General features: G+C 62.9%; 17 protein-coding genes. 10 read left to right on the forward strand and 7 right to left on the reverse strand.

Annotated elements, in window-relative coordinates:
- Nucleotides 1-399 precede the first annotated feature (399 nt).
- Both VK804_RS08855 and VK804_RS08860 read left to right on the forward strand, forming a co-directional pair.
- Entirely contained in the window at nucleotides 400-1,458 is a 1,059-nt protein-coding gene (locus tag VK804_RS08855) for a D-2-hydroxyacid dehydrogenase (protein ID WP_325370001.1), read from the forward strand.
- 259 nt (nucleotides 1,459-1,717) lie between these two features.
- Complete coding sequence (locus tag VK804_RS08860) at nucleotides 1,718-2,917, forward strand: ABC transporter substrate-binding protein (protein ID WP_325370029.1); 1,200 nt, start codon at nucleotides 1,718-1,720, stop codon at nucleotides 2,915-2,917.
- A 167-nt stretch (nucleotides 2,918-3,084) separates the two neighbouring features.
- On the opposite strand, the gene VK804_RS08865 is transcribed toward VK804_RS08860, so the two are convergent.
- On the reverse strand, nucleotides 3,085-4,308 hold the full coding sequence (locus VK804_RS08865; RefSeq protein WP_325370003.1) for a hypothetical protein: 1,224 nt from the start codon (nucleotides 4,306-4,308) through the stop codon (nucleotides 3,085-3,087).
- A gap of 2 nt (nucleotides 4,309-4,310) precedes the next feature.
- Entirely contained in the window at nucleotides 4,311-5,681 is a 1,371-nt protein-coding gene (locus VK804_RS08870; protein ID WP_325370005.1) for an APC family permease, read from the reverse strand.
- A 312-nt stretch (nucleotides 5,682-5,993) separates the two neighbouring features.
- On the opposite strand from VK804_RS08870, the gene VK804_RS08875 reads away from it, so the two are divergent.
- Both VK804_RS08875 and VK804_RS08880 read left to right on the forward strand, forming a co-directional pair.
- Nucleotides 5,994-7,262 carry an alpha/beta hydrolase gene (locus tag VK804_RS08875; RefSeq protein WP_325370007.1) on the forward strand — a complete coding sequence of 423 codons (1,269 nt, stop codon included), beginning with the start codon at nucleotides 5,994-5,996 and terminating at the stop codon, nucleotides 7,260-7,262.
- Between the two features lie 291 nt (nucleotides 7,263-7,553).
- On the forward strand, nucleotides 7,554-7,880 hold the full coding sequence (locus VK804_RS08880) for a GrlR family regulatory protein (protein ID WP_325370009.1): 327 nt from the start codon (nucleotides 7,554-7,556) through the stop codon (nucleotides 7,878-7,880).
- A 23-nt stretch (nucleotides 7,881-7,903) separates the two neighbouring features.
- Here VK804_RS08880 and VK804_RS08885 read toward each other — a convergent pair whose 3' ends face one another.
- Nucleotides 7,904-8,263 (reverse strand): LysR substrate-binding domain-containing protein, encoded by a 360-nt coding sequence (locus VK804_RS08885; protein WP_325370031.1) that lies wholly within the window; start codon nucleotides 8,261-8,263, stop codon nucleotides 7,904-7,906.
- The gene (locus tag VK804_RS08890) at nucleotides 8,203-8,421 is read right to left on the reverse strand and encodes a LysR family transcriptional regulator (RefSeq protein WP_325370011.1); all 219 of its coding nucleotides are present in this window, start codon (nucleotides 8,419-8,421) and stop codon (nucleotides 8,203-8,205) included. Before VK804_RS08890 ends, VK804_RS08885 begins: the two co-directional genes overlap by 61 nt.
- Nucleotides 8,422-8,528: 107 nt before the next feature.
- Here VK804_RS08890 and VK804_RS08895 point away from each other — a divergent pair, with 107 nt between their 5' ends.
- Complete coding sequence (locus tag VK804_RS08895; protein WP_325370013.1) at nucleotides 8,529-9,362, forward strand: hypothetical protein; 834 nt, start codon at nucleotides 8,529-8,531, stop codon at nucleotides 9,360-9,362.
- 115 nt (nucleotides 9,363-9,477) lie between these two features.
- Here VK804_RS08895 and VK804_RS08900 read toward each other — a convergent pair whose 3' ends face one another.
- From VK804_RS08900 to VK804_RS08910, 3 genes are all read right to left on the reverse strand, one after another.
- Nucleotides 9,478-9,891 (reverse strand): hypothetical protein, encoded by a 414-nt coding sequence (locus tag VK804_RS08900; protein ID WP_325370015.1) that lies wholly within the window; start codon nucleotides 9,889-9,891, stop codon nucleotides 9,478-9,480.
- A 49-nt stretch (nucleotides 9,892-9,940) separates the two neighbouring features.
- The gene (locus VK804_RS08905) at nucleotides 9,941-10,339 is read right to left on the reverse strand and encodes a hypothetical protein (RefSeq protein WP_325370017.1); all 399 of its coding nucleotides are present in this window, start codon (nucleotides 10,337-10,339) and stop codon (nucleotides 9,941-9,943) included.
- A gap of 165 nt (nucleotides 10,340-10,504) precedes the next feature.
- Entirely contained in the window at nucleotides 10,505-11,740 is a 1,236-nt protein-coding gene (locus VK804_RS08910) for a hypothetical protein (protein WP_325370019.1), read from the reverse strand.
- A 224-nt stretch (nucleotides 11,741-11,964) separates the two neighbouring features.
- On the opposite strand from VK804_RS08910, the gene thrS reads away from it, so the two are divergent.
- The 5 genes from thrS to VK804_RS08935 form a co-directional block, all read left to right on the forward strand.
- Nucleotides 11,965-14,010 (forward strand): threonine--tRNA ligase, encoded by a 2,046-nt coding sequence (gene thrS / locus VK804_RS08915; protein ID WP_325370021.1) that lies wholly within the window; start codon nucleotides 11,965-11,967, stop codon nucleotides 14,008-14,010.
- Nucleotides 14,011-14,232: 222 nt separating this feature from the next.
- A complete protein-coding gene (locus VK804_RS08920; RefSeq protein ID WP_325370023.1) occupies nucleotides 14,233-15,489 on the forward strand; it encodes a tyrosinase family protein in 1,257 nt (418 codons plus the stop codon).
- Between the two features lie 37 nt (nucleotides 15,490-15,526).
- Nucleotides 15,527-16,369, forward strand: a complete 843-nt coding sequence (locus VK804_RS08925; RefSeq protein WP_325370025.1) for a hypothetical protein — start codon at nucleotides 15,527-15,529, stop codon at nucleotides 16,367-16,369.
- A gap of 11 nt (nucleotides 16,370-16,380) precedes the next feature.
- A complete protein-coding gene (locus tag VK804_RS08930; protein WP_325370027.1) occupies nucleotides 16,381-17,532 on the forward strand; it encodes an SCO family protein in 1,152 nt (383 codons plus the stop codon).
- A gap of 101 nt (nucleotides 17,533-17,633) precedes the next feature.
- Nucleotides 17,634-18,045: nitroreductase (locus VK804_RS08935; RefSeq protein WP_325370033.1), on the forward strand; the 412-nt coding region annotated here is incomplete at its 3' end.

An 18,045-nucleotide genomic window follows, 5' to 3' on the forward strand; every position in this document is an offset into this window, starting at 1 on the left:
CACAGCCTCGCGCAACATCTCAGGCAGCGGCCGACCGTCACGCACCAGATCGTAGTAGCATTCGCTGGCGCCGACTTGATCGCGAGCAAGGACGCGATCCTCAAGCTTTTCGTAGAGAGCACGCGCTGACGCGCCCTGGTCATTCACAGCTTCGGCAAGCGACATCGCGATCACTCCCTGCTCGAATCCCCTGCATCCGCTTCGTCAGAGGGCGGACTGTGCCAAACCCTATGATGTCACATTGGGAAAGGAAATGGGATAGCGCTCAAGCATATCTGTCGTCGCCCGTATGCCGGGGCTTTGACCCCAGGACCTGCCGCCAACGCGCCTGCAGTTACAAATCCGGCGGGGATACACTATCATTCGCTTGTTCCGCGTGAGTGGTCTGGGAAGGTATCCATGCAGAGGATCAACGTCCTGAGTATTCAGCGCATCAGCGCCGAAGATCGAGCGAAGATCGAGGCGGTCGATCCGGCCATTGATTTGACCGACGCCGGAGGCTGGTATGACGGGGAAATTCGCGAAACCTGGCCTGCCTTCACCACGGCACGCTACCTGACACCAGGCGCCACCGGCTCGGGGAGCCGCGAGCAGCGCGATCGCCTGCTCGCCGAAGCCGAAGTCATCCTTGGCGGTTGGCCATTTCCGCTCGACCTGCGCGCCAGGGCGCCGAGGCTGAAATGGTTTCATCAGCGCCCTGCCGGCGCCAGCAATCTGGTGCTCGGCGATCTATGGGGCAGCCGCGTGGTGGTGACAACCTCGCGAGGTCTGGGCAATACGCTGGCGATGGCTGAATACGCGGTGGCCGGCATTTTGCACTTTGCCAAGGGCCTCCACCGCGCCGCGGCTGATCGGGGCGCGGGCGTTTTCGACCATCGCGCCTATCGGCCGCTGCTATTGGAAGGCAAGACGGCGTGCGTCGTGGGCGCTGGCGGTATCGGGCTCGATGTCGGCAAACTCTGCGCCGCCCTCGGCATGCGGGTCGTCGGCACCCGCCGCCGCCCGCACCCGGAGCAGTCCCTGCCGCCGGGATTCCGCGCGCTTGGCGGGCCTGAGGATCTCGACCGGTTCCTGCCGGAGAGCGATTTCGTGGTGATCTGCTGCCAATGGACGCCGGAGACGACCCGTCTCTTCGACAAGGACCGCTTCGCCGCGATGAAGGCGGGGAGCGTGCTCGTCAACGTCGCCCGGGGTGAGATCGTCGACGAGGAAGCCCTCGCCGACGCGCTGCAGCGCGATCATTTGCGCGGCGCGGCGCTCGATGTCTATGTCGGCGAATTCGAGCACCCGCCGGCCTCACAGCTCTGGTCCGATCCGAGGGTCCTGATCACGCCGCACATATCGTCCGCCAGCGATGAGGACCGTCATGGCGCCATCACTCTCTTCTGCGACAACCTGCGTGCCTATCTCGCGGGCGGCCCGCTGCGGAATGTCATCGATTGGGAACGGGGTTATTGAACGCAAGAGCGTGACCAGAAAAGTGGACAGCAGTTTTTCCTCGCGACAACGCGGAGCGCGTTTGCGCTGAGATCATGCTCTCGTAGGGCGGGTTGGAGGCGAAGCCGTAACCCGCCGCTTCGACTCCCGCCGCGTCAGCTCCCGCCGCTCGACGTCTCACTTTGACCCCGCAACGGACATCGGCTGGTTGTCCTTAAACCGCCGGACTACCCGCAATATCGTGTGGTATACCTTCGTGACCCCGAGCGTGGAGGGAGATATGAGACGCCGCGAATTCATCTCGCTTCTGGGAGGCACGGCTGTCATCTGGCCGCTGGCAGCAAGCGCGGAGAAGAAATACGGACCCGGCGCCGACGATACCGAGATCAAGGTCGGCAACATCATGCCCTATAGCGGGCCGGCATCCGCCTTTTCGCTCGTCGGCAAGACGATTGGCGCCTATTTCAACAAGCTCAATGCCGATGGCGGAATCAACGGCCGGAAAATCAGATTCATCTCCTATGACGACGGATATAGTCCGTCCAAGACGGTCGAGCAGGCTCGCAAGCTCGTCGAAGGCGACGGAGTGTTGCTGCTTTTCTCGAGCCTTGGGACCGCGTCGAACAACGCGATCAGGAAGTACCTGAACGCCAAGCAGGTGCCGCAACTCTTTGTCTTTTCCGGCGCGAGCGAGTTTGGCGATCCGAAGCACTTCCGCTGGACGATGGGTTGGGCGCCGACTTATCGCAATGAGGGACGTACCTTCGCCAAGTATCTGCTCGAGCATGAACCGCACGGCAAGATAGCAATCCTCTCCCAGAATGACGACTACGGCAAAGACTACGTTGCTGGCTTCAAGGAAGGTCTCGACGGGAGAATCCCGATCGTAGCCGAGGCCGCCTATGAGATAGCCGAGCCGACCGTAGACTCCCAGATCGTTACCCTGAAGACGTCAGGTGCCGACGCTCTTCTCAACGCCTCGACGCCGAAATTTGCAGCCCAGGCGATCAGGAAGATGGTGGAGATTGGATGGAAACCGGCCCACCTTCTCGCCAGACCATCGAATTCGGTCGGCTCCGTGCTCAAGCCAGCAGGCCTGGAGGGCGCCAGGGGTATTCTGTCTTGCGCCTTCCTGAAGGATCCCACCGATCCCGCATGGAACGACGACACAGGCGTAAAGGTATGGTCGGCCTTTATGGATCGGCATTTCCCGGACGGTGATCGGAACAACAATTATACCGTGCTGGGCTATAGCGTCGCGGAGACGTTCGTTCAGGTCCTGAAGCAATGCGGCGACGACCTCACGCGCGAAAACCTGATGAGGCAAGCCGCCGACCTCAAGCACGTGGAGTTGGGGATGCTTCTGCCGGGGATCACCGTGAATACAAGTCCAGACGATTACTATCCGATCAAGCAGTCGCAGATGATGCGCTTCAATGGCGAACGCTGGGAGCGATTTGGACCGATCATCGCCAGCTAGATCGGAGAAAACGGGAGCGGTCCGACGATGTCCGTTCATCGGGGAAGACCGGAAGTGGGGCAGAGGGTCAAAACGACGGCATGGATGTCGCCAGCCGTGATGCCGCCTTCGCATAGCCGACTCCGGCAAGCCGTCCGTCCGGCACATTGACGCGCTGACGGCCTGGTCTAACGCCAGAACCAGAAAGAATTCCGCGGCGGCGGGACGGGCGCCGGCGGCCGTGGTTTTTTCGGGCGCGCAGGCTTGAGCGGCGCCACTTCGGGCGCGGCCGTCGCCGTCGTCTCGACGTTTCCGGTATCGTCCGTGGGCAACTTGACCGACAGCAGCAGGTTCGATTCATAGGTGCGCCAGCGATAGCCGATGCCGAAATCCATCGGCTGCGCCCGCCTGAACAACTCGGCGTATTCCTCCTGGTACCGGCCCGGGAATTCGGAGATCGGGCCGGCATAGCGGCCGAATGGGTAGAAGCGCCATTTCTTCGGGTTGTAATAGGCCAGCGGAATTCCGGAATCGTCCTGGATGATGGTGGCGCTGTTGGCGAGGATGAAATCGCGGATGGTGGAGAAATTGCCGGAGTGCAAGAGATACGACGCGCTCTTGATCAGGCTGTTGCCGGGCGCGAGCGTCGCGCAGAATTTCATGAAGCCGGTCACCTTGACGCCGGGATTGGAAAGATCGGTCGAGAAATAATACAGCGTCTTTTCCACCCCATCGCCGCCGGCAAAGGTGATGCGCACGCCGTGCGCCGCGTTCGGACCCGGATTGTCGCTGCCGAGATGCAGCGTGCCGTGGTCGTCGATCGCGACCGGGTTGACATCGCGGATGGTCTTGCCCGAGCGCGCCAGGAACACATAGAGGATCGGCAGGGTGCCGCTGATCTGTCCGGCATGCAGGTCGACCTTCATCTGCTTGGTGATGAAGAAGCTGAAGCTCAGGATCGAACTCAGCGAACGCTCGACATTGTAAAGCGCGGCATCGATGCCGCCGCGCGCCAATTTGGTCAGGTCGGGCACCGAGCCCGGCGGCTCCAGCGCGCTCAGCACATAGGTCGTGGCCTTCGAGTAGAACGCATCGGCATAGAGGAAGTCAGGGCCCGAGAACATGTAGTACATGGTCGGCTTCGGAGCCGCCAGATTGGCGGCGGCCCAGGCCCTGATCTTCGAAAGCTGGCGCTGCTCGAGCTGCGCGAAGGCAGCGTCGAAGAATTTGGCATGGTGCTGCCAGGACGGGTCCCTGGTCAGCGGCGCCAGGGGTGAATCGGCCGATGGCGCCATGCCGGCGAGGAAGCGCGCGGTATCGTTGGCGGTCACGGTCTCGGCCGCGCGCGCAGGCGATGCCGCGGCGAGGAACAGGGTTGCAGCAATCGCTGCCATTTGCCGGAAATGAAGCATGGCTATTCGCGGCCTTGGGATGCAATCGCGGGGCCAGGATCGGTCCCTTTGCGAAAAACCGCATAAATCAAAAGGCCGGAAATCATGATCAAGGCACCGAGAAGGGACTGCAGCGGCCGCTCCGTCAGAAGATAATACATCATGAAGGCGGTCACGAGCAGGAAAACCACAGGGGTCACCGGGTATCCCCAGGCGCGATAGGGCCTTGCCACATCAGGCTGGGTGATGCGCAGCCGGATGACGCCGAGCACGGTGAAGAACGAGCAGAACAATAGCGCGAACTGGATGAAATCGAGCACCGCCTCAAAACTGCGGGTGAACAGCATCAGGCTGGCCACCGCGAGCTGGAACAGGATGGCACTGGCCGGCGCGCCGTTGCCCGATTTGCGGGCAAACACCGAGAACGCCGGGATGTCCTCGCCGATGGTCATCAGGACGCGCGGGCCGATCCACATCATCGCAGAGATCGACGATATCAGCCCGATACAGATCATGGCGCCGACGATGCGCCCGCCGATGTCGCCGAAAATATAGCTGCCGGCGATGCGGGCGACGTCGAGTTGTCCGGCGAGCTTGTCGATCGGCGCGGCACGCAGGAACACCGCGTTCAGCGCCACATACAAAACCAGCACGATCAGCGTCCCCGACAATAGCGCGCGCGGCAGGTTTCGCTCCGGCGCGTGCATCTCGCCGATGATGTAGGTCGCCGCATTCCATCCCGAGAACGAATACATCACGAAGACCAGGCCAATCGCGAACGGCGCGCTGGTGATGTGGGCGAAGTCGGATGCCTCAGGCGCGAACGACACCGGCTGCGGCGTGCCGATGACAAAACCCGCGATCAGGAAAGCTCCGATCAGCACGACCTTCAGGATCGTCGAGACCAATTGAAAGGTCGAGGAATGCCGGATACCGCAAAGCTGCACGATCGAGACCAGCCAGACCACGCCGACCGCCAATGCCAATGGCGGAGCGCCTGGAAACACCGACTTGCCATATTCCCCGAAGGCCATCGCCGCCAGCGCCACCGGGGCTGCGAAACCCACGGTCGCCGACACAAAGCCCGCCAGGAATCCGAACGCCGGGTGATAGGCGCGGCTGAGAAAATTGTATTCGCCGCTGGAGCGCGGAAACATCGCCCCCAATTCGCTGTAGGAAAACACCCCGCACAGCGCGACCAGGCCGCCCGTGGTCCACAGCAGCAGGATGGCAAACCCCGACGGGAGATCCTTGACCTGAAAGCCGAGGCTGGTGAACACGCCGACGCCGACCATGTCGGCCACCACAATGGCGGTCGCCACGACAACCGAAACGCCGGCCCCTGCGGGCGCCTGGTCGGACCGGGCTGCGGTTTTCGTTTCGGCTGCCGCCATGTCGGTCCAGGGCTCTTGCGGGCCGCGCGTCACGCCCGCGCTTCATCGTGAAGGCTGGCATCGCCCAATTCAAGCAATGTTAACAATGATTTAAAACTCGATCGCAATTTGGTATCTTGATACCAATTGCGGAGTTTGGGCTAGCCCGGACCTCTACGGTTTCAGCGAAAAGAAGAGCCCCTTCCCACAATCAGGACACGATTTCGTGTTGTCGTGTGGCTTCCGGATGGGGAGTTTTTCCGGAGGCTTAACGTCACCTGAAGGCCGGCGCGATACACCGATCGCCACCGGATATTGGGGATAGTGGGTGGGATGGTAGGGGCGAGACTGCAGACGCTTGAGCGCGCCGGCGAGGCATCGCCGGCCGTTGCGCGTTCGCCCTGGCGCCTCGTCGCCACGCTGACGGCGTTGCTGCCGCTGTCTCTGGCACTCGTTCAATGCGGACAAGCGCCGAACGCCGGCGCACTTGCGGCCAATTCACAGGCTGCCATCGGGGATAATTTCGACGACCGCTTCCCGCGACCTCAGTTCAGGGATCGCTACCCGGCGCCGAACGAGACTTTTGGCCAGCTTCAACCCGGCGACGCGCCGGCCAAACGCACGGCGCAGGCGCAGCCTGCCCCGTACCGGGTCGCCTCGCTGGCGCCGACCTTGCCCTACCAGCGCCCGCCGAAAGAGGATCTGACCACGCTGGTCAGCCTGAAATCGTCGGCGTTTCCCTATCTCGGCAACAACCCGCGCACCGACCAGCCGTTCCTGAACGTTTCCCAGGATGGACGCCGCGGCCATCGCAGCTATGGCGGCCGGGTTTTCTGGCAGGACCAGACCTTCAACGACAGCCGCACCTTGATGCATATTCCGGAGAATTTCGACGTCCGCAAACCCGGCGTCATCGTGGTGTTCTTCCACGGCAACGGCGCGACGCTGGAGCGCGACGTTCGCGACCGCCAGCAGGTGCCGCAACAGATCAGCGATTCCGGCGTCAACGCCGTGTTGCTGGCGCCGCAGCTTGCAGTCGACGCCGCCGATTCCAGCGCCGGAAAATTCTGGCAGCCGGGCGCGCTGAAACGCTTTATCGACGAGTCGGCCGGCCACCTCGCCGAACTTTATGGCGATCCGAACGCGGCCAAGGCTTTCGCGAACATGCCGGTCATCCTGGTCGGCTATTCCGGCGGCTTCGAACCGACCGCCTGGAGCCTGGACGTGGGCGGGCTCGGCAATCGGGTCCGCGGCGTGTTCCTGCTCGATGCGGTCTATGGCGAGCTCGACAAGTTCGCCTCATGGATCGAGAACAACCGCAGCGGTTTCTTCGTCAGCGCCTATACCCGCTACACCCAGCGGCACGATCGCGAGCTGATCGCGATGCTGCGCGAAAAAGGCATCGCGACATCGGATGAACTGGACGGGCCGCTGCGCCCCGGCAGCGTGGTCTTCGTCAAATCTCCCGACGGCGTGACGCATCGCAGTTACGTCACCCGCGCCTGGACTGAGAACCCGGTCAAGGAAGTGCTGGTCAGGATGGCGGAGAGCCCGTCGCTGACGCGGGTTGCCGCAGGCGCATCGTCATCTTCGACCCGATAGAGCGAGATGACTTTTCTTCGAATCGTCATCCCGTCCTATCTCTTCAATCGAGCATGATCTCCGCGCAAACGCGCTCCGCCTTTGTCGCGAGGGAAAACCGGGGTCCACTTTTCCGGATCATGCTCTAATCCGGCGCATTGCGCGGCGGCGGTCCTGCCTCCCTGCGCCTCATAATACCGTCGCTGAAATGTGATGTTGATGGCGGAGCGATTTGCGCGCCGCGGCATTGTTGATCATGGGGGCGGGCCATAGGGTGCAACTCACCGAAGCTACAACTGGCGGGGACGCAAATTGCAGGAAGGCCTCTACAAGGTCGAGTTTCACACCGTTCATGGCACCGGCAATGGCGTGCTCTACGCCGTTTCGGGCAAACTTCGCGGCGGCAATTCCGGCTTTGCCTTCATCGGGAACTATGCCCAACGGGGCGACGAAATCCATGTCAAGATCTCGACGCTGCGCCACAATCCCGACCCTGGCTTCCCGCCGCTGTTCGGAACCGACATGATCACGCTGACGCTGAAGGGAAGCGAAAACGGCGACATGGTCGATTTCGAAGGCGAAGCACTGCAACTGCCCGGCGTCGCCTTCAAGGCGGTACTGACGCGCATCGGCGACTGACGACGCGGCCTTCCCGCCCACTATCACGCGCTAGCCAGACGCGCCGTTTGCCCCACTGCCCGACGGATTGAGGATTTCCTCGACGAAGGCAATTCCCAATCTTGAAGGACTGCCTTGACGGTGCCATCAGCGAGCTCGGGCGCAAACATCCATTCGGATGCGACCGCCACGCCGGCGCCGGCGAATACAGCCGCGGGCACGCCTTCGGCCGCGCTGACACGCAAGCGCCGCTCCAGCGTGATCGAAATTTCGACGCCGTCGCGTCGGAAGATCCAGATCGCGCCGCCGCCCTTTTGAGCGTAGATCACGGCCTGATGCGCGCTCAGTTCGCCGGGCGCGGTGGGTTCGCCGGCGCGGGCAAAATAGGCTGGCGTTCCGCGCAGGTCGTACGCACCAGCAGTTTGACGCCGAGCCGTTCCTCAGGGTGCGCGACCAATTTCGACACCGCCGGCTGTCCTACATTGAGGCGACGCGCGGCGGCGGAGAATGACCCCGTGTCGACCACCACCAGGAACGTCTCCATCGCCGCCAGCCGATCCATGCTCATGCTCCGCAGGAATGGATGCTATTGCCGCAGCCTTACTTCCGCGGCGCTCGCAGGGCGGCCATTATCCCCCACTGCACGGTCCAGAGCCAGCGGTGGAGTGAATGCCCGTCCTCGTAACAAGCGCATCCGGTGCCAACGGCAAGGGGTACGGCGCGCTTCTGGCCTTCGATCACGCCGGCGGCCTGCTTGGCACTTTCAGCAATGACAGCCGCATTGTCGATCCCCGCGGGCTTGCGGTCGATCCGGAAGGGGCACTGCTGTTTCTTAACAGCGGTGCGGACCGGGTGTTGGCCCTGGACCAGCAAGGACAGGTCGTTCGCGACACCGGCACGGTCGAAGGGCTGAACCCGGGCGGCGGAACTTTCGGACCGGACGGCCGCTATTACGTCGGGTTACGAAGCACGCGGACGATCATGGCGTTTACCGCCGCGCTCGATGCTCCGGGCGAGCCTGTCCTCTCGCCGGATATCGTGCCGTTTCCGCGGGGCTTTGGGTTCGGTCGCGACGGGAGGCTGTTCCTCGCCTCCGGAATCGGTCCCAACGGCACGGGTGACAACACCATCTTAGCGTTCGCCCCCGGCGAGCGCGCTAAGCCGTCCCTGCTCTCGAACGATCCAGCACTCAGCCCGCTCGATTTGGCTGTTGCGCCCAACGGCAACATCGTGGTGTCGAGCGAGCACCCCTTCGGCGCGGCCGACGCCGTTACGTCCGTTCGCGAATACGACGCCATCGACGGACATCTTGTCCGCGTCTTTTGTTCGGACGGCTCGGCCGGATTTCACAGGCCACGCGGTCTTCGCTTTGGCCCCGACGGCAATCTCTACTGTGTTGCGCAGGACGAGGTTGTCGCCTTCGATTTCACGACGGGTGCATTTCTCGGAACTCCGGTGCGCTTTCGCCGCCTGCACGGACAGGCGCTGGTGTTTTTCCCATAGCAAACGCGATCCGCCGCTTCCGATTGGAAGGGGTCTTCATTCCAGGCGGGGATAACCAATCGTCCGCCCCGCGCGCTGGTGCGTCCAAGATGGAATGCGTAGCAACGACTGAAATTCATCGCTTCAAAAATACGGCCCCGTTGCTCCATTCGATCTTCTTCAGGCCTCCGACGACCACGATGACGCCGGAAGCCGAACCTGAGCCGTTTGTCCCCGACCAGCTGGCGCTTACATTGGACCCGTCCATGGTGCCGGTCGCGGTTTCACGCTGTGCTCCATGCACGACGACCCACCGGAACGTATTTCCGGTTTGTGTAATCTGGTAATCGGAGCCGATATTGCTGCCCCATATGCCATTGATATCGATGGCGGCGGCCGGCCGTTTCGGATGAGGTACGGCACGAGGCCTGTCCGCCTCCTCACTTCCCGAGATGGACTTGTCCTGCTTGCCGATGCTGCCGCCAATACTGCCGGCTTGGGCGAGCGCGGAAGATACGTTGGCGAAAGCCAAATGCGACAGGACCAGCAACGCAATTCCATTCCACGCGGACCGCATCCTGCTGCCCCCCGGCGATGGCCTAGAATTTCGGAATGCTCTCGGCGAAGCCGTTGAAGCAGTTCAGCCGCTCGTCCTCTTCCTTCTTGAAACGGCAATCCGCCACGCCCTTGGCGGCCGGCGCCTTGGGATTTGGCTTCGGCGCGATGACGGCGTCGTAGCAATCGAGCCGGCCCTTCGTTCCATCGTCGATCTCGAGACAGGCCTGCAATCGCTTGGCGATCGACAGGTGCTGCGCCGGAGCCGGCGCGGCGGCCGTCTTCTTCGACTTTGCCTGGGCCGGCGGCTTGTCTCCGGGCGGCGGGGCCGCGGTGGTCGCAGGCGCCGCGACGGCTGGAGGGGCCGCGGTGGCAGGCTGGCTGCTTTGCGCCATTGCGGCGCCGGAGCAAAGGACCAGGACGAGCGCGAGCATTGTTCTCATGGCAGTTCTCACTTCAGCTTCGTTTTCGCCAGCCGATGTAGGGCAAAGCCACCTTCGAGTCGAGCCGGGGAACCCGCCTGCGGACCGGAATCTCCCGAAGACAAAAGCCCCGCCATGTCCCTATCAGCCGCAGCGTGCCTGTGTTTTGCGCGGCACCGAGCGCGCTCACTGCGCTGGCGCCGAGGTGACGACGGGAGACGCAACCGGCTTGAAATTGCCGGGCGACGCGGGACAGGACGCAATGAGCTGGGTCCACGCCGGCTCCAGGCCAGAGGTGTCGATATCGAATATCTCCTGATTGACCTTGTCGCCCGACACCAGCGTTGCCTCCGCCATCTGCAGATGCGGCACGGCCAGCACCATTTTCATCGCATCTGACGTCATGGTCCCGCTCCAGGCCTCGTAGCTCCCTATTCGCGCGGGATAGCTGCCGAACCTCACCGGCTTGTCGGCACCCGCCGTCATGGTCACGGCATTCACGCCGGCCGCGGCCTTGTCGAATTCCCGGATGAACATCAGCCGCGCGTGATCCTTGTTCTCGCAGAACAATCGCCACTCCATCAAGCGGAACAAGCTATCGTCCTGCTTCTTGGCCAGCGCGATCTTGCGGGCATAGGGACGGGCCTCGGTCTCCACGAACCAGGGGGTCTCGACGAACGTCCTGGCATCGATGCCGAAGCGAAAAATTTCCGACCGCGTCAAGGTCCGCGCATTATCGAATTTGATCGTGGTGATGAGATCGTCGAATTCGCGGCCAAAGCCCATCGCCACGATGTAGGAGGCTCTCTCGCGATCGGCCTTGGTCAGGCTGTTGTCGGTGAATTCGGCAAGCTGTTCTGGCGAGGGATGTCCGTGGATCACCAGGGTAAGCTTGGAGTTGTGAACGGCCATCGCGGCATCGGGCGCCACCTCGCGCGTGGTCGCCCCGAGAAACAGGTAGCCGCAGGCCGAATTGCACATGGAATGACGGGTTTCGATCGCGGCCTCGAGTTCGCCGCCCGACGTCTTGATCTTGAGACAGGCAGCATCGGCCTGCTGGTCCGCGCCACAGGCGGCCACGATCGTCCGCCCGACCCGGGCCACCGCCTTCCGGCTGCGCAGCAGTCGCTCGATGATGAAGGCCTGCTCGACCGAGCCGCCCGGCGAATGCAGGTAGATCGGCCGTTGCGTGTCCTTGACGTCGCGCAGGAAGCGGCTGACGCGGCCAGCCGCGGCCAGATCCACCTTGCCTTCGACGGCGATCCAGCGGTCACAGCCCTGCCCGCAAGCATTGGGCGCGCCCTTGGCGAGATAGATGACCAGGCGCGGCGAAACCCCGGCCATCTCGGTAACCGGTTTTGCGCGGAGCGCGACCGGGATCAGCAACAAGGCCGCAAGCAGGAGAACGCGAAATGTCATCATGGATGGCAGGCTGAAGAAGATGCGGGAACTGTTGCAGCGCGGTGAGGCTAAACAATGAAGCGGGGCACTGCAACCTCCGCTCGTGGCGCGCCATCGCGGCCACGGGCGTTGAAGCCTTCGAAAACCACGCGTTTTGCCGGTTGCAAGGCCCGAATCCCCTGATATACCGCTGCTTCCCGCTTACCTGCGCTCGTACGCAGGAGTGAGCCACAGGAGCCACACTGATGACGGACTTCAAGTACAGCCTCACGAATCTGAAACCGGTCGAGCCCGTGCACAAGATCGCCCTCACCTTTCCTGACGGCGCCACGCGCGAGTTCCCCAAAAACACCACCGGCCTCGACATCGCCAAGGGCATCTCGCCGTCGCTTGCCAAGCGCACCGTGGCGATGGCGCTCGACGGCGCGATCGTCGACCTCGCCGATCCGATCGAGCACGACGCCAGGATCGAATTCATCGCCCGCGACGATCCCCGCGCGCTGGAACTGATCCGGCATGACGCCGCCCATGTGCTGGCTGAAGCCGTGCAATCGCTGTGGCCGGGCACGCAGGTCACGATCGGCCCGGTGATCGAGAACGGCTTCTACTACGACTTCTTCCGCAACGAGCCATTCACGCCGGAGGATTTTGGAGCAATCGAAAAGAAGATGCGCGAGATCATCGCGCGCGACAAACCCTTCACCAAGGAGATCTGGAGCCGCGAACAGACCAAGCAGGTGTTCCGCGACAACGGCGAGATGTTCAAGGTCGAGCTGGTCGATGCAATTCCCGCCGACCAGACCATCAAGATCTACCGGCAGGGCGACTGGTTCGACCTGTGCCGCGGGCCGCACATGACCTCCACGGGGAAGATCGGCAACGCCTTCAAGCTGATGAAGGTCGCGGGCGCCTATTGGCGCGGCGATTCGAACAACCCGATGCTGACGCGCATCTACGGCACGGCATTCGCGAAACAGGAAGAACTCGACGCGTATCTCAAACAGATCGAGGAAGCCGAGAAACGCGACCATCGCAAGCTCGGCCGTGAACTCGATCTGTTTCACTTCCAGGAAGAAGGCCCCGGCGTGGTGTTCTGGCACGCCAAGGGCTGGTCCATCTTCCAGGCGGTGATCGCCTATATGCGCCGCAGGCTCGCGGGCGAATACAGCGAGGTCAACGCGCCGCAGATCCTCGACAAGTCGCTGTGGGAAACCTCGGGACATTGGGACTGGTACCGCGAGAACATGTTCGCCGCCCAATCCGCGGGCGACGAGGCCGAGGACAAGCGCTGGTTCGTGCTGAAGCCGATGAACTGTCCGGGTCATGTGCAGATCTTCAAGCACGGGCTGAAGAGCTATCGCGACCTGCCGCTGCGGCTGGCGGAATTCGGGGTCGTGCACCGCTACGAGGCCTCGGGCGCGATGCACGGGCTGATGCGGGTGCGCGGTTTCACGCAGGATGATGCGCATGTGTTCTGCACCGAGGCGCAACTCGCCGAGGAGTGCCTGAAGATCAACGATCTGATTCTGTCGACCTATCAGGATTTCGGCTTCGAGGGCGAACTCACCGTCAAACTCTCGACCCGGCCGGACAAGCGCGTCGGCACCGACGAGATGTGGGATCACGCCGAGCGCGTGATGGCCACCGTGCTGTCGGAGATCGCGGCCAGGAGCCACAATCAAGGCATCAAGACCGCAATCAATCCCGGCGAAGGCGCCTTCTACGGCCCGAAATTCGAATATGTGCTGCGCGACGCGATCGGCCGCGACTGGCAATGCGGCACCACGCAGGTCGACTTCAACCTGCCGGAGCGGTTCGGCGCGTTCTACATCGACGCCGACGGCTCCAAGAAGGTGCCGGTGATGGTGCATCGGGCGATCTGCGGCTCGATGGAGCGCTTCATCGGCATCCTGATCGAGCATTTCGCGGGCAATTTCCCGCTCTGGCTGGCGCCGGTGCAGGCGGTGGTCACCACCATCACCTCGGAGGGCGACGAATACGCCAAAATCGTCGCCGCCGCGGCGCAGCGCGCAGGTCTGCGCGTCGAGATCGATTTGCGCAACGAGAAGATCAACTACAAGGTCCGCGAGCATTCGCTGGCGAAAATCCCGGCGCTGCTCGTGGTCGGCAAGAAGGAAGCCGAGAGCCGTTCGGTCTCGATCCGAAGGCTCGGCAGCGACGGGCAAACGGTCATGCCGACGGACGAGGCGATCGCCGCATTGGTTGAGGAAGCCACGCCGCCGGACGTGAAACGGGCGCGGCTCGATCCCGTGGTCAAACCCGCGGCCTGACGATACCCCTGGTTTTAGCCGTCTCGAACCGCAACTTTCGGCACGGCAACCAGAGGGTGGTAACCCGTCGGCGCAAGATCCTGCCTCAAAACGAAATGTTGCGCAAACCGGGTTTGCAATCTAAGGTGTATTTATTGACCTGCACGTGCGCGTTTGCGCGACGCTCATGAAATTCATTTGTTAAGACAGCGCTCGTTTGTGCGGGGGGAGACGCCGTAGCCCATGAACGTCCAGATCGATATCACGGGAGCTGACGCCCAGGGCCGGGTCTTTCTGACCTGGACTCCGGTTCAGGCGACCGCGAAAATCGTCAATGGCACAGGCGCAGGAGCCGATGTCGTCTTGCGCAGCACGGGAACCGTCGGGGGACTCCTGTTCGATACCAACCGTACGGACCAGGGCGGTGCCAGCCTGCAACTCAGCCTGCCCGGCAATGGCCAACCGGTTTCATTCTGGATCGCTGGCGAGTTCAAGAAGCCCAGCGTTGCCTATGGCGACGCCGTGGTGCAGGCGAGCGACAAGACCACCGGAGCCGTGCTCGGGTCGAAAGCCGTGATGGTGCGCATCCGCAAGAGCGCGAACACGCTGAGCGGGCCGGAGCGCGACCGATTTCTGGCGGCGCTGGGCGCCTTGAATGCCAAGGGCCTGGGCGCCTATCGCGATTTTCGCGACATGCATACCGACGATACGACGCGCGAAATGCACGGCAGCCCGGGTTTCCTGCCTTGGCATCGCGCCTACGTGCTGGACCTCGAGCGCGCGTTGCAGGTGACCGACCCGACCGTGGCGGTCCCCTATTGGCAGTTCGACATGGGGGCGCCCAATGTGTTCACCGAGGATTTCATGGGATCGCCAAACGGCGATGGGGCGGTCTCATTCCGGCCCGGACACCCGCTTGAGCAATGGACCACGGATAGTGAACTCGGCATCACACGCAATCCGGATTTCGACATTAGCGGTTCGGCCGATGTGATCGACGAAAAGGCGACGATGAGGCTCGGCACCACTTTCATTCGATTTTGGGGCGGACCGCGCGGCATGGAGATAAACCCCCACGGCAATGCCCACGTCAGCTTCACCGAGGCAAGTCCGATCCATTTCATCGGAACCGCCGTGCGTGATCCGCTGTTTTTCATGCTGCATGCCAATGTCGACCGGTTGTGGGCGAAGTGGCAATGGGTCAATCACCACACCAGCCCGACCGATGCCGACGCCTTCGCCCCGACTGCGCCAAATAACATCGGCCATCACCTGGGCGATACGATGTGGCCCTGGAACGGCATCACCGGCAGCCCGCGGCCGTCGACGGCCCCCGGCGGCCCCTTTCCCGACACAGGCGTTACGCCGGCGCCCGGGACGACGCCCAAAGTAATGGATATGTTCGATCACCTGGCGGTTGGCGGCGGCGACCCGCTTGGCTACGCTTTTGACGATGTGCCGTTCGAATTGCCCCCGACGGTGGTTGCCGGCGGAGGATAAGCGATCCATATCAAGCGTCGATGGACGGGTGATCACGATGGACGTCAAGGATTATCGCAAGGCCTACGAGGCCGAGTTGGCCGCCGGACCTTCGGCCGACGGCCCGGCGAGCCTGTCGGCGACCGCAGCGCTGGGCATCCCGCCTGACGCCGACCTGTCGCAGACGGTTCCAGCCCTGTTGGCGGCGCTGGCCGACGCCGGCAAGCCGATAGCCGAGCGCATTGCCGCCTTGAAAGCCCTCAGCGCATTGCGATTCCTCGGTGACCAGTTCTCGCCCTACCGCGTCGATTTTCTCCAGACCTTGCGTCGACTCGCGCAACCCGGCATCGACCCGCAACTATGCACACGCGCCCTCGCCATCCTCGCCGCCGAGAAGGATTCCACGACCCAGGACCTGTTGCGCCGCGGGCTGCAGCAGCCGCTCACGGCCCTGGTGCCGGCGGCGACCGCGCTGCATCTGCTGGCATTCGACGATCACGGCAATCTCGCCGATCTCGCGCGGGATGTCTTTCAGAAGACCACCAACCTTTCAGCTAAGGAGGCGGCGTTGCGCGTGCTCGCGACCGACGCGAAGTCACAGGATCTGTTCGCGCAATTGCTGACCGACAAGCAACAGCCGAAAAGTCTTCGTGCATTGAGCGCCACCGGCCTGAACGTTCTCAATCCGCAACGCTTTGCCGAAGTCGCACAGAAAATCGTTCAGGACCCGACCGACTTCGAGGATATTCGCGCCTCGACGCTGGGAGCGCTGGTCAATACGCCGCTTCACCAGGTGATTCGCGACAACGCCGGATTCCTCGACCAGGTCAAGAATCTGAGCGCCCAAAGTCCATTGACCAATTTGCGCGCCGCTGCGGGACGCTTCTTGGCGAAGCAGTAGGCCGGGCCGGCATGCGCGCATTTGCCGACGTTGCGTTCGCGGAGATCATCGCCGAAATTGATCGCCTGCGCGCCGCGCCGGACCGACAAGACGCCCTCGCCGCCATGCTTGCCGAGCAATCGCCGATCTACGCCGGCCGCAGCAGCAACGACGCCGAACGGCTGCGCGGCTATCTTCTGGCGAGCTTTGAAACGACGGGATTGCCGACATCTGCGCTGCCTGTCGTCATCGAGGAACTGGAGAACGGCTTCAATCCTTACGTCGTGGCCGCCGCCGCAAAGGCCATTCGCGGCGCCCGCGACCTCCCCAACGCTATCGCAAGACTGCTACTTGCCGCGGTCGACCGAATTCGGGGCTCGGACGATCTGGTCAGCTTCGATTTACGCGCTGCTCCCGCGGCCGGCGCGCCGGTAACGGCGTTGATGGAACTGTTCCGTACGCTGGCCTGGCTCGGACCCCGCGCCAACGGAGCGCAAGCGCCTCTTGGGGAAATGCTCGAGCGGCAGCCCGCTTGTTTTTCCACCCAAGTCATTGCGGAGATCAAGATCGCCCTCGCGGCGGTATCCGTCGGTGACAACCAAGCCCACTGCTGCGCCGCACACCCGACGACAGTTTCCCTCGCTGCGGAAACGCCTCCTAGCAGCGTTGATATCGAAACCACTGAGCTGCAGGATCAGGATGGCAGGGTATTTTCATTCGGCGATTTCTTTCCGGGGCGACCGAGCGTCCTGACCTTCTTCTATTCACGGTGCATGAACCCTAACAAATGTTCGCTCACCATCACCAAACTCGCCCGGCTACAGCAGCGTATCCGCTGCGAAGGACTGCAAGATAGATTCAATATTGCCGCCGTCAGCTACGATCCCGCATTCGATGTGCCGGGACGCCTTCGCCTCTACGGCACGGACCGGGGAATGTCGTTCGACGACCGCAGCCGGCTGCTGCGCACCACGGGTCCGTTCGAGCCATTTCAGCGCTGGCTCGATCTCGGCGTCGGCTACGGCTCAATCACCGTCAACCAGCATCGCCTCGACATGGTGATCCTCGATGACAGCGGGCACCCCCGCGCCAGCGCCGTTCGTGTGCAATGGGATGAGGCGGATGTGCTGACGGCCCTCAAGGCGTTACGTTCCAATCCTGTAGCCGCCGCGCCCAAGCGATAGTCATAGGTCACAATCGGTCTAAACAGCCTGCTACGGGCTCGTGGCTCGCGGCTCCGCATGCTATGCGATGCCCAAATCACACTCCGATGAAAGAACCTGCCGTGCCCGATGCCATCGACCTCCTGAAAATCCGCCGTTCCGTCAAACCGCGCGAGATGGGCGGCCCCGGCCCCTCGCCGGCCGAACTCGACACCATCCTGACCATCGGCGCGCGGGTGCCGGATCACGGCAAGCTGACGCCGTGGCGTTTCATCGTGTTCGAAGGCGACGCGCGCGCCCGCGCCGGCGAGGTCATCGCTAAGGTGTTCGCGCGGAAAAATCCGGGTGCGCCCACCGCCGATATCGAGATGGAAAAACGCCGGCTGATGGATGCGCCGCTGGTGATCGGCGTCGTCAGTTTCACAAGACCGCATCCCAAGGTGCCGCCGTGGGAGCAGGAATTGTCGGCGGGGGCGAGCGCCATGAACCTGGTCACCGCGGCAACCGCGCTCGGCTACGGCGCCTGCTGGCTGA

Source organism: Bradyrhizobium sp., from assembly GCF_035484855.1.
Lineage (GTDB): Bacteria > Pseudomonadota > Alphaproteobacteria > Rhizobiales > Xanthobacteraceae > Bradyrhizobium.

What these genes read in the sequence shown, in the direction of transcription:
- VK804_RS08865 (WP_325370003.1), bottom strand. Translation starts at nt 4,308, where the DNA reads ATGCTTCATTTCCGGCAAATGGCAGCGATTGCTGCAACCCTGTTCCTC.
- thrS (WP_325370021.1), top strand. Translation starts at nt 11,965, where the DNA reads ATGACGGACTTCAAGTACAGCCTCACGAATCTGAAACCGGTCGAGCCC.
- VK804_RS08870 (WP_325370005.1), bottom strand. Translation starts at nt 5,681, where the DNA reads ATGGCGGCAGCCGAAACGAAAACCGCAGCCCGGTCCGACCAGGCGCCC.
- VK804_RS08875 (WP_325370007.1), top strand. Translation starts at nt 5,994, where the DNA reads ATGGTAGGGGCGAGACTGCAGACGCTTGAGCGCGCCGGCGAGGCATCG.
- VK804_RS08910 (WP_325370019.1), bottom strand. Translation starts at nt 11,740, where the DNA reads ATGATGACATTTCGCGTTCTCCTGCTTGCGGCCTTGTTGCTGATCCCG.
- VK804_RS08925 (WP_325370025.1), top strand. Translation starts at nt 15,527, where the DNA reads ATGGACGTCAAGGATTATCGCAAGGCCTACGAGGCCGAGTTGGCCGCC.
- VK804_RS08930 (WP_325370027.1), top strand. Translation starts at nt 16,381, where the DNA reads ATGCGCGCATTTGCCGACGTTGCGTTCGCGGAGATCATCGCCGAAATT.
- VK804_RS08895 (WP_325370013.1), top strand. Translation starts at nt 8,529, where the DNA reads ATGCCCGTCCTCGTAACAAGCGCATCCGGTGCCAACGGCAAGGGGTAC.
- VK804_RS08855 (WP_325370001.1), top strand. Translation starts at nt 400, where the DNA reads ATGCAGAGGATCAACGTCCTGAGTATTCAGCGCATCAGCGCCGAAGAT.
- VK804_RS08890 (WP_325370011.1), bottom strand. Translation starts at nt 8,421, where the DNA reads ATGGATCGGCTGGCGGCGATGGAGACGTTCCTGGTGGTGGTCGACACG.
- VK804_RS08920 (WP_325370023.1), top strand. Translation starts at nt 14,233, where the DNA reads ATGAACGTCCAGATCGATATCACGGGAGCTGACGCCCAGGGCCGGGTC.
- VK804_RS08860 (WP_325370029.1), top strand. Translation starts at nt 1,718, where the DNA reads ATGAGACGCCGCGAATTCATCTCGCTTCTGGGAGGCACGGCTGTCATC.
- VK804_RS08905 (WP_325370017.1), bottom strand. Translation starts at nt 10,339, where the DNA reads ATGAGAACAATGCTCGCGCTCGTCCTGGTCCTTTGCTCCGGCGCCGCA.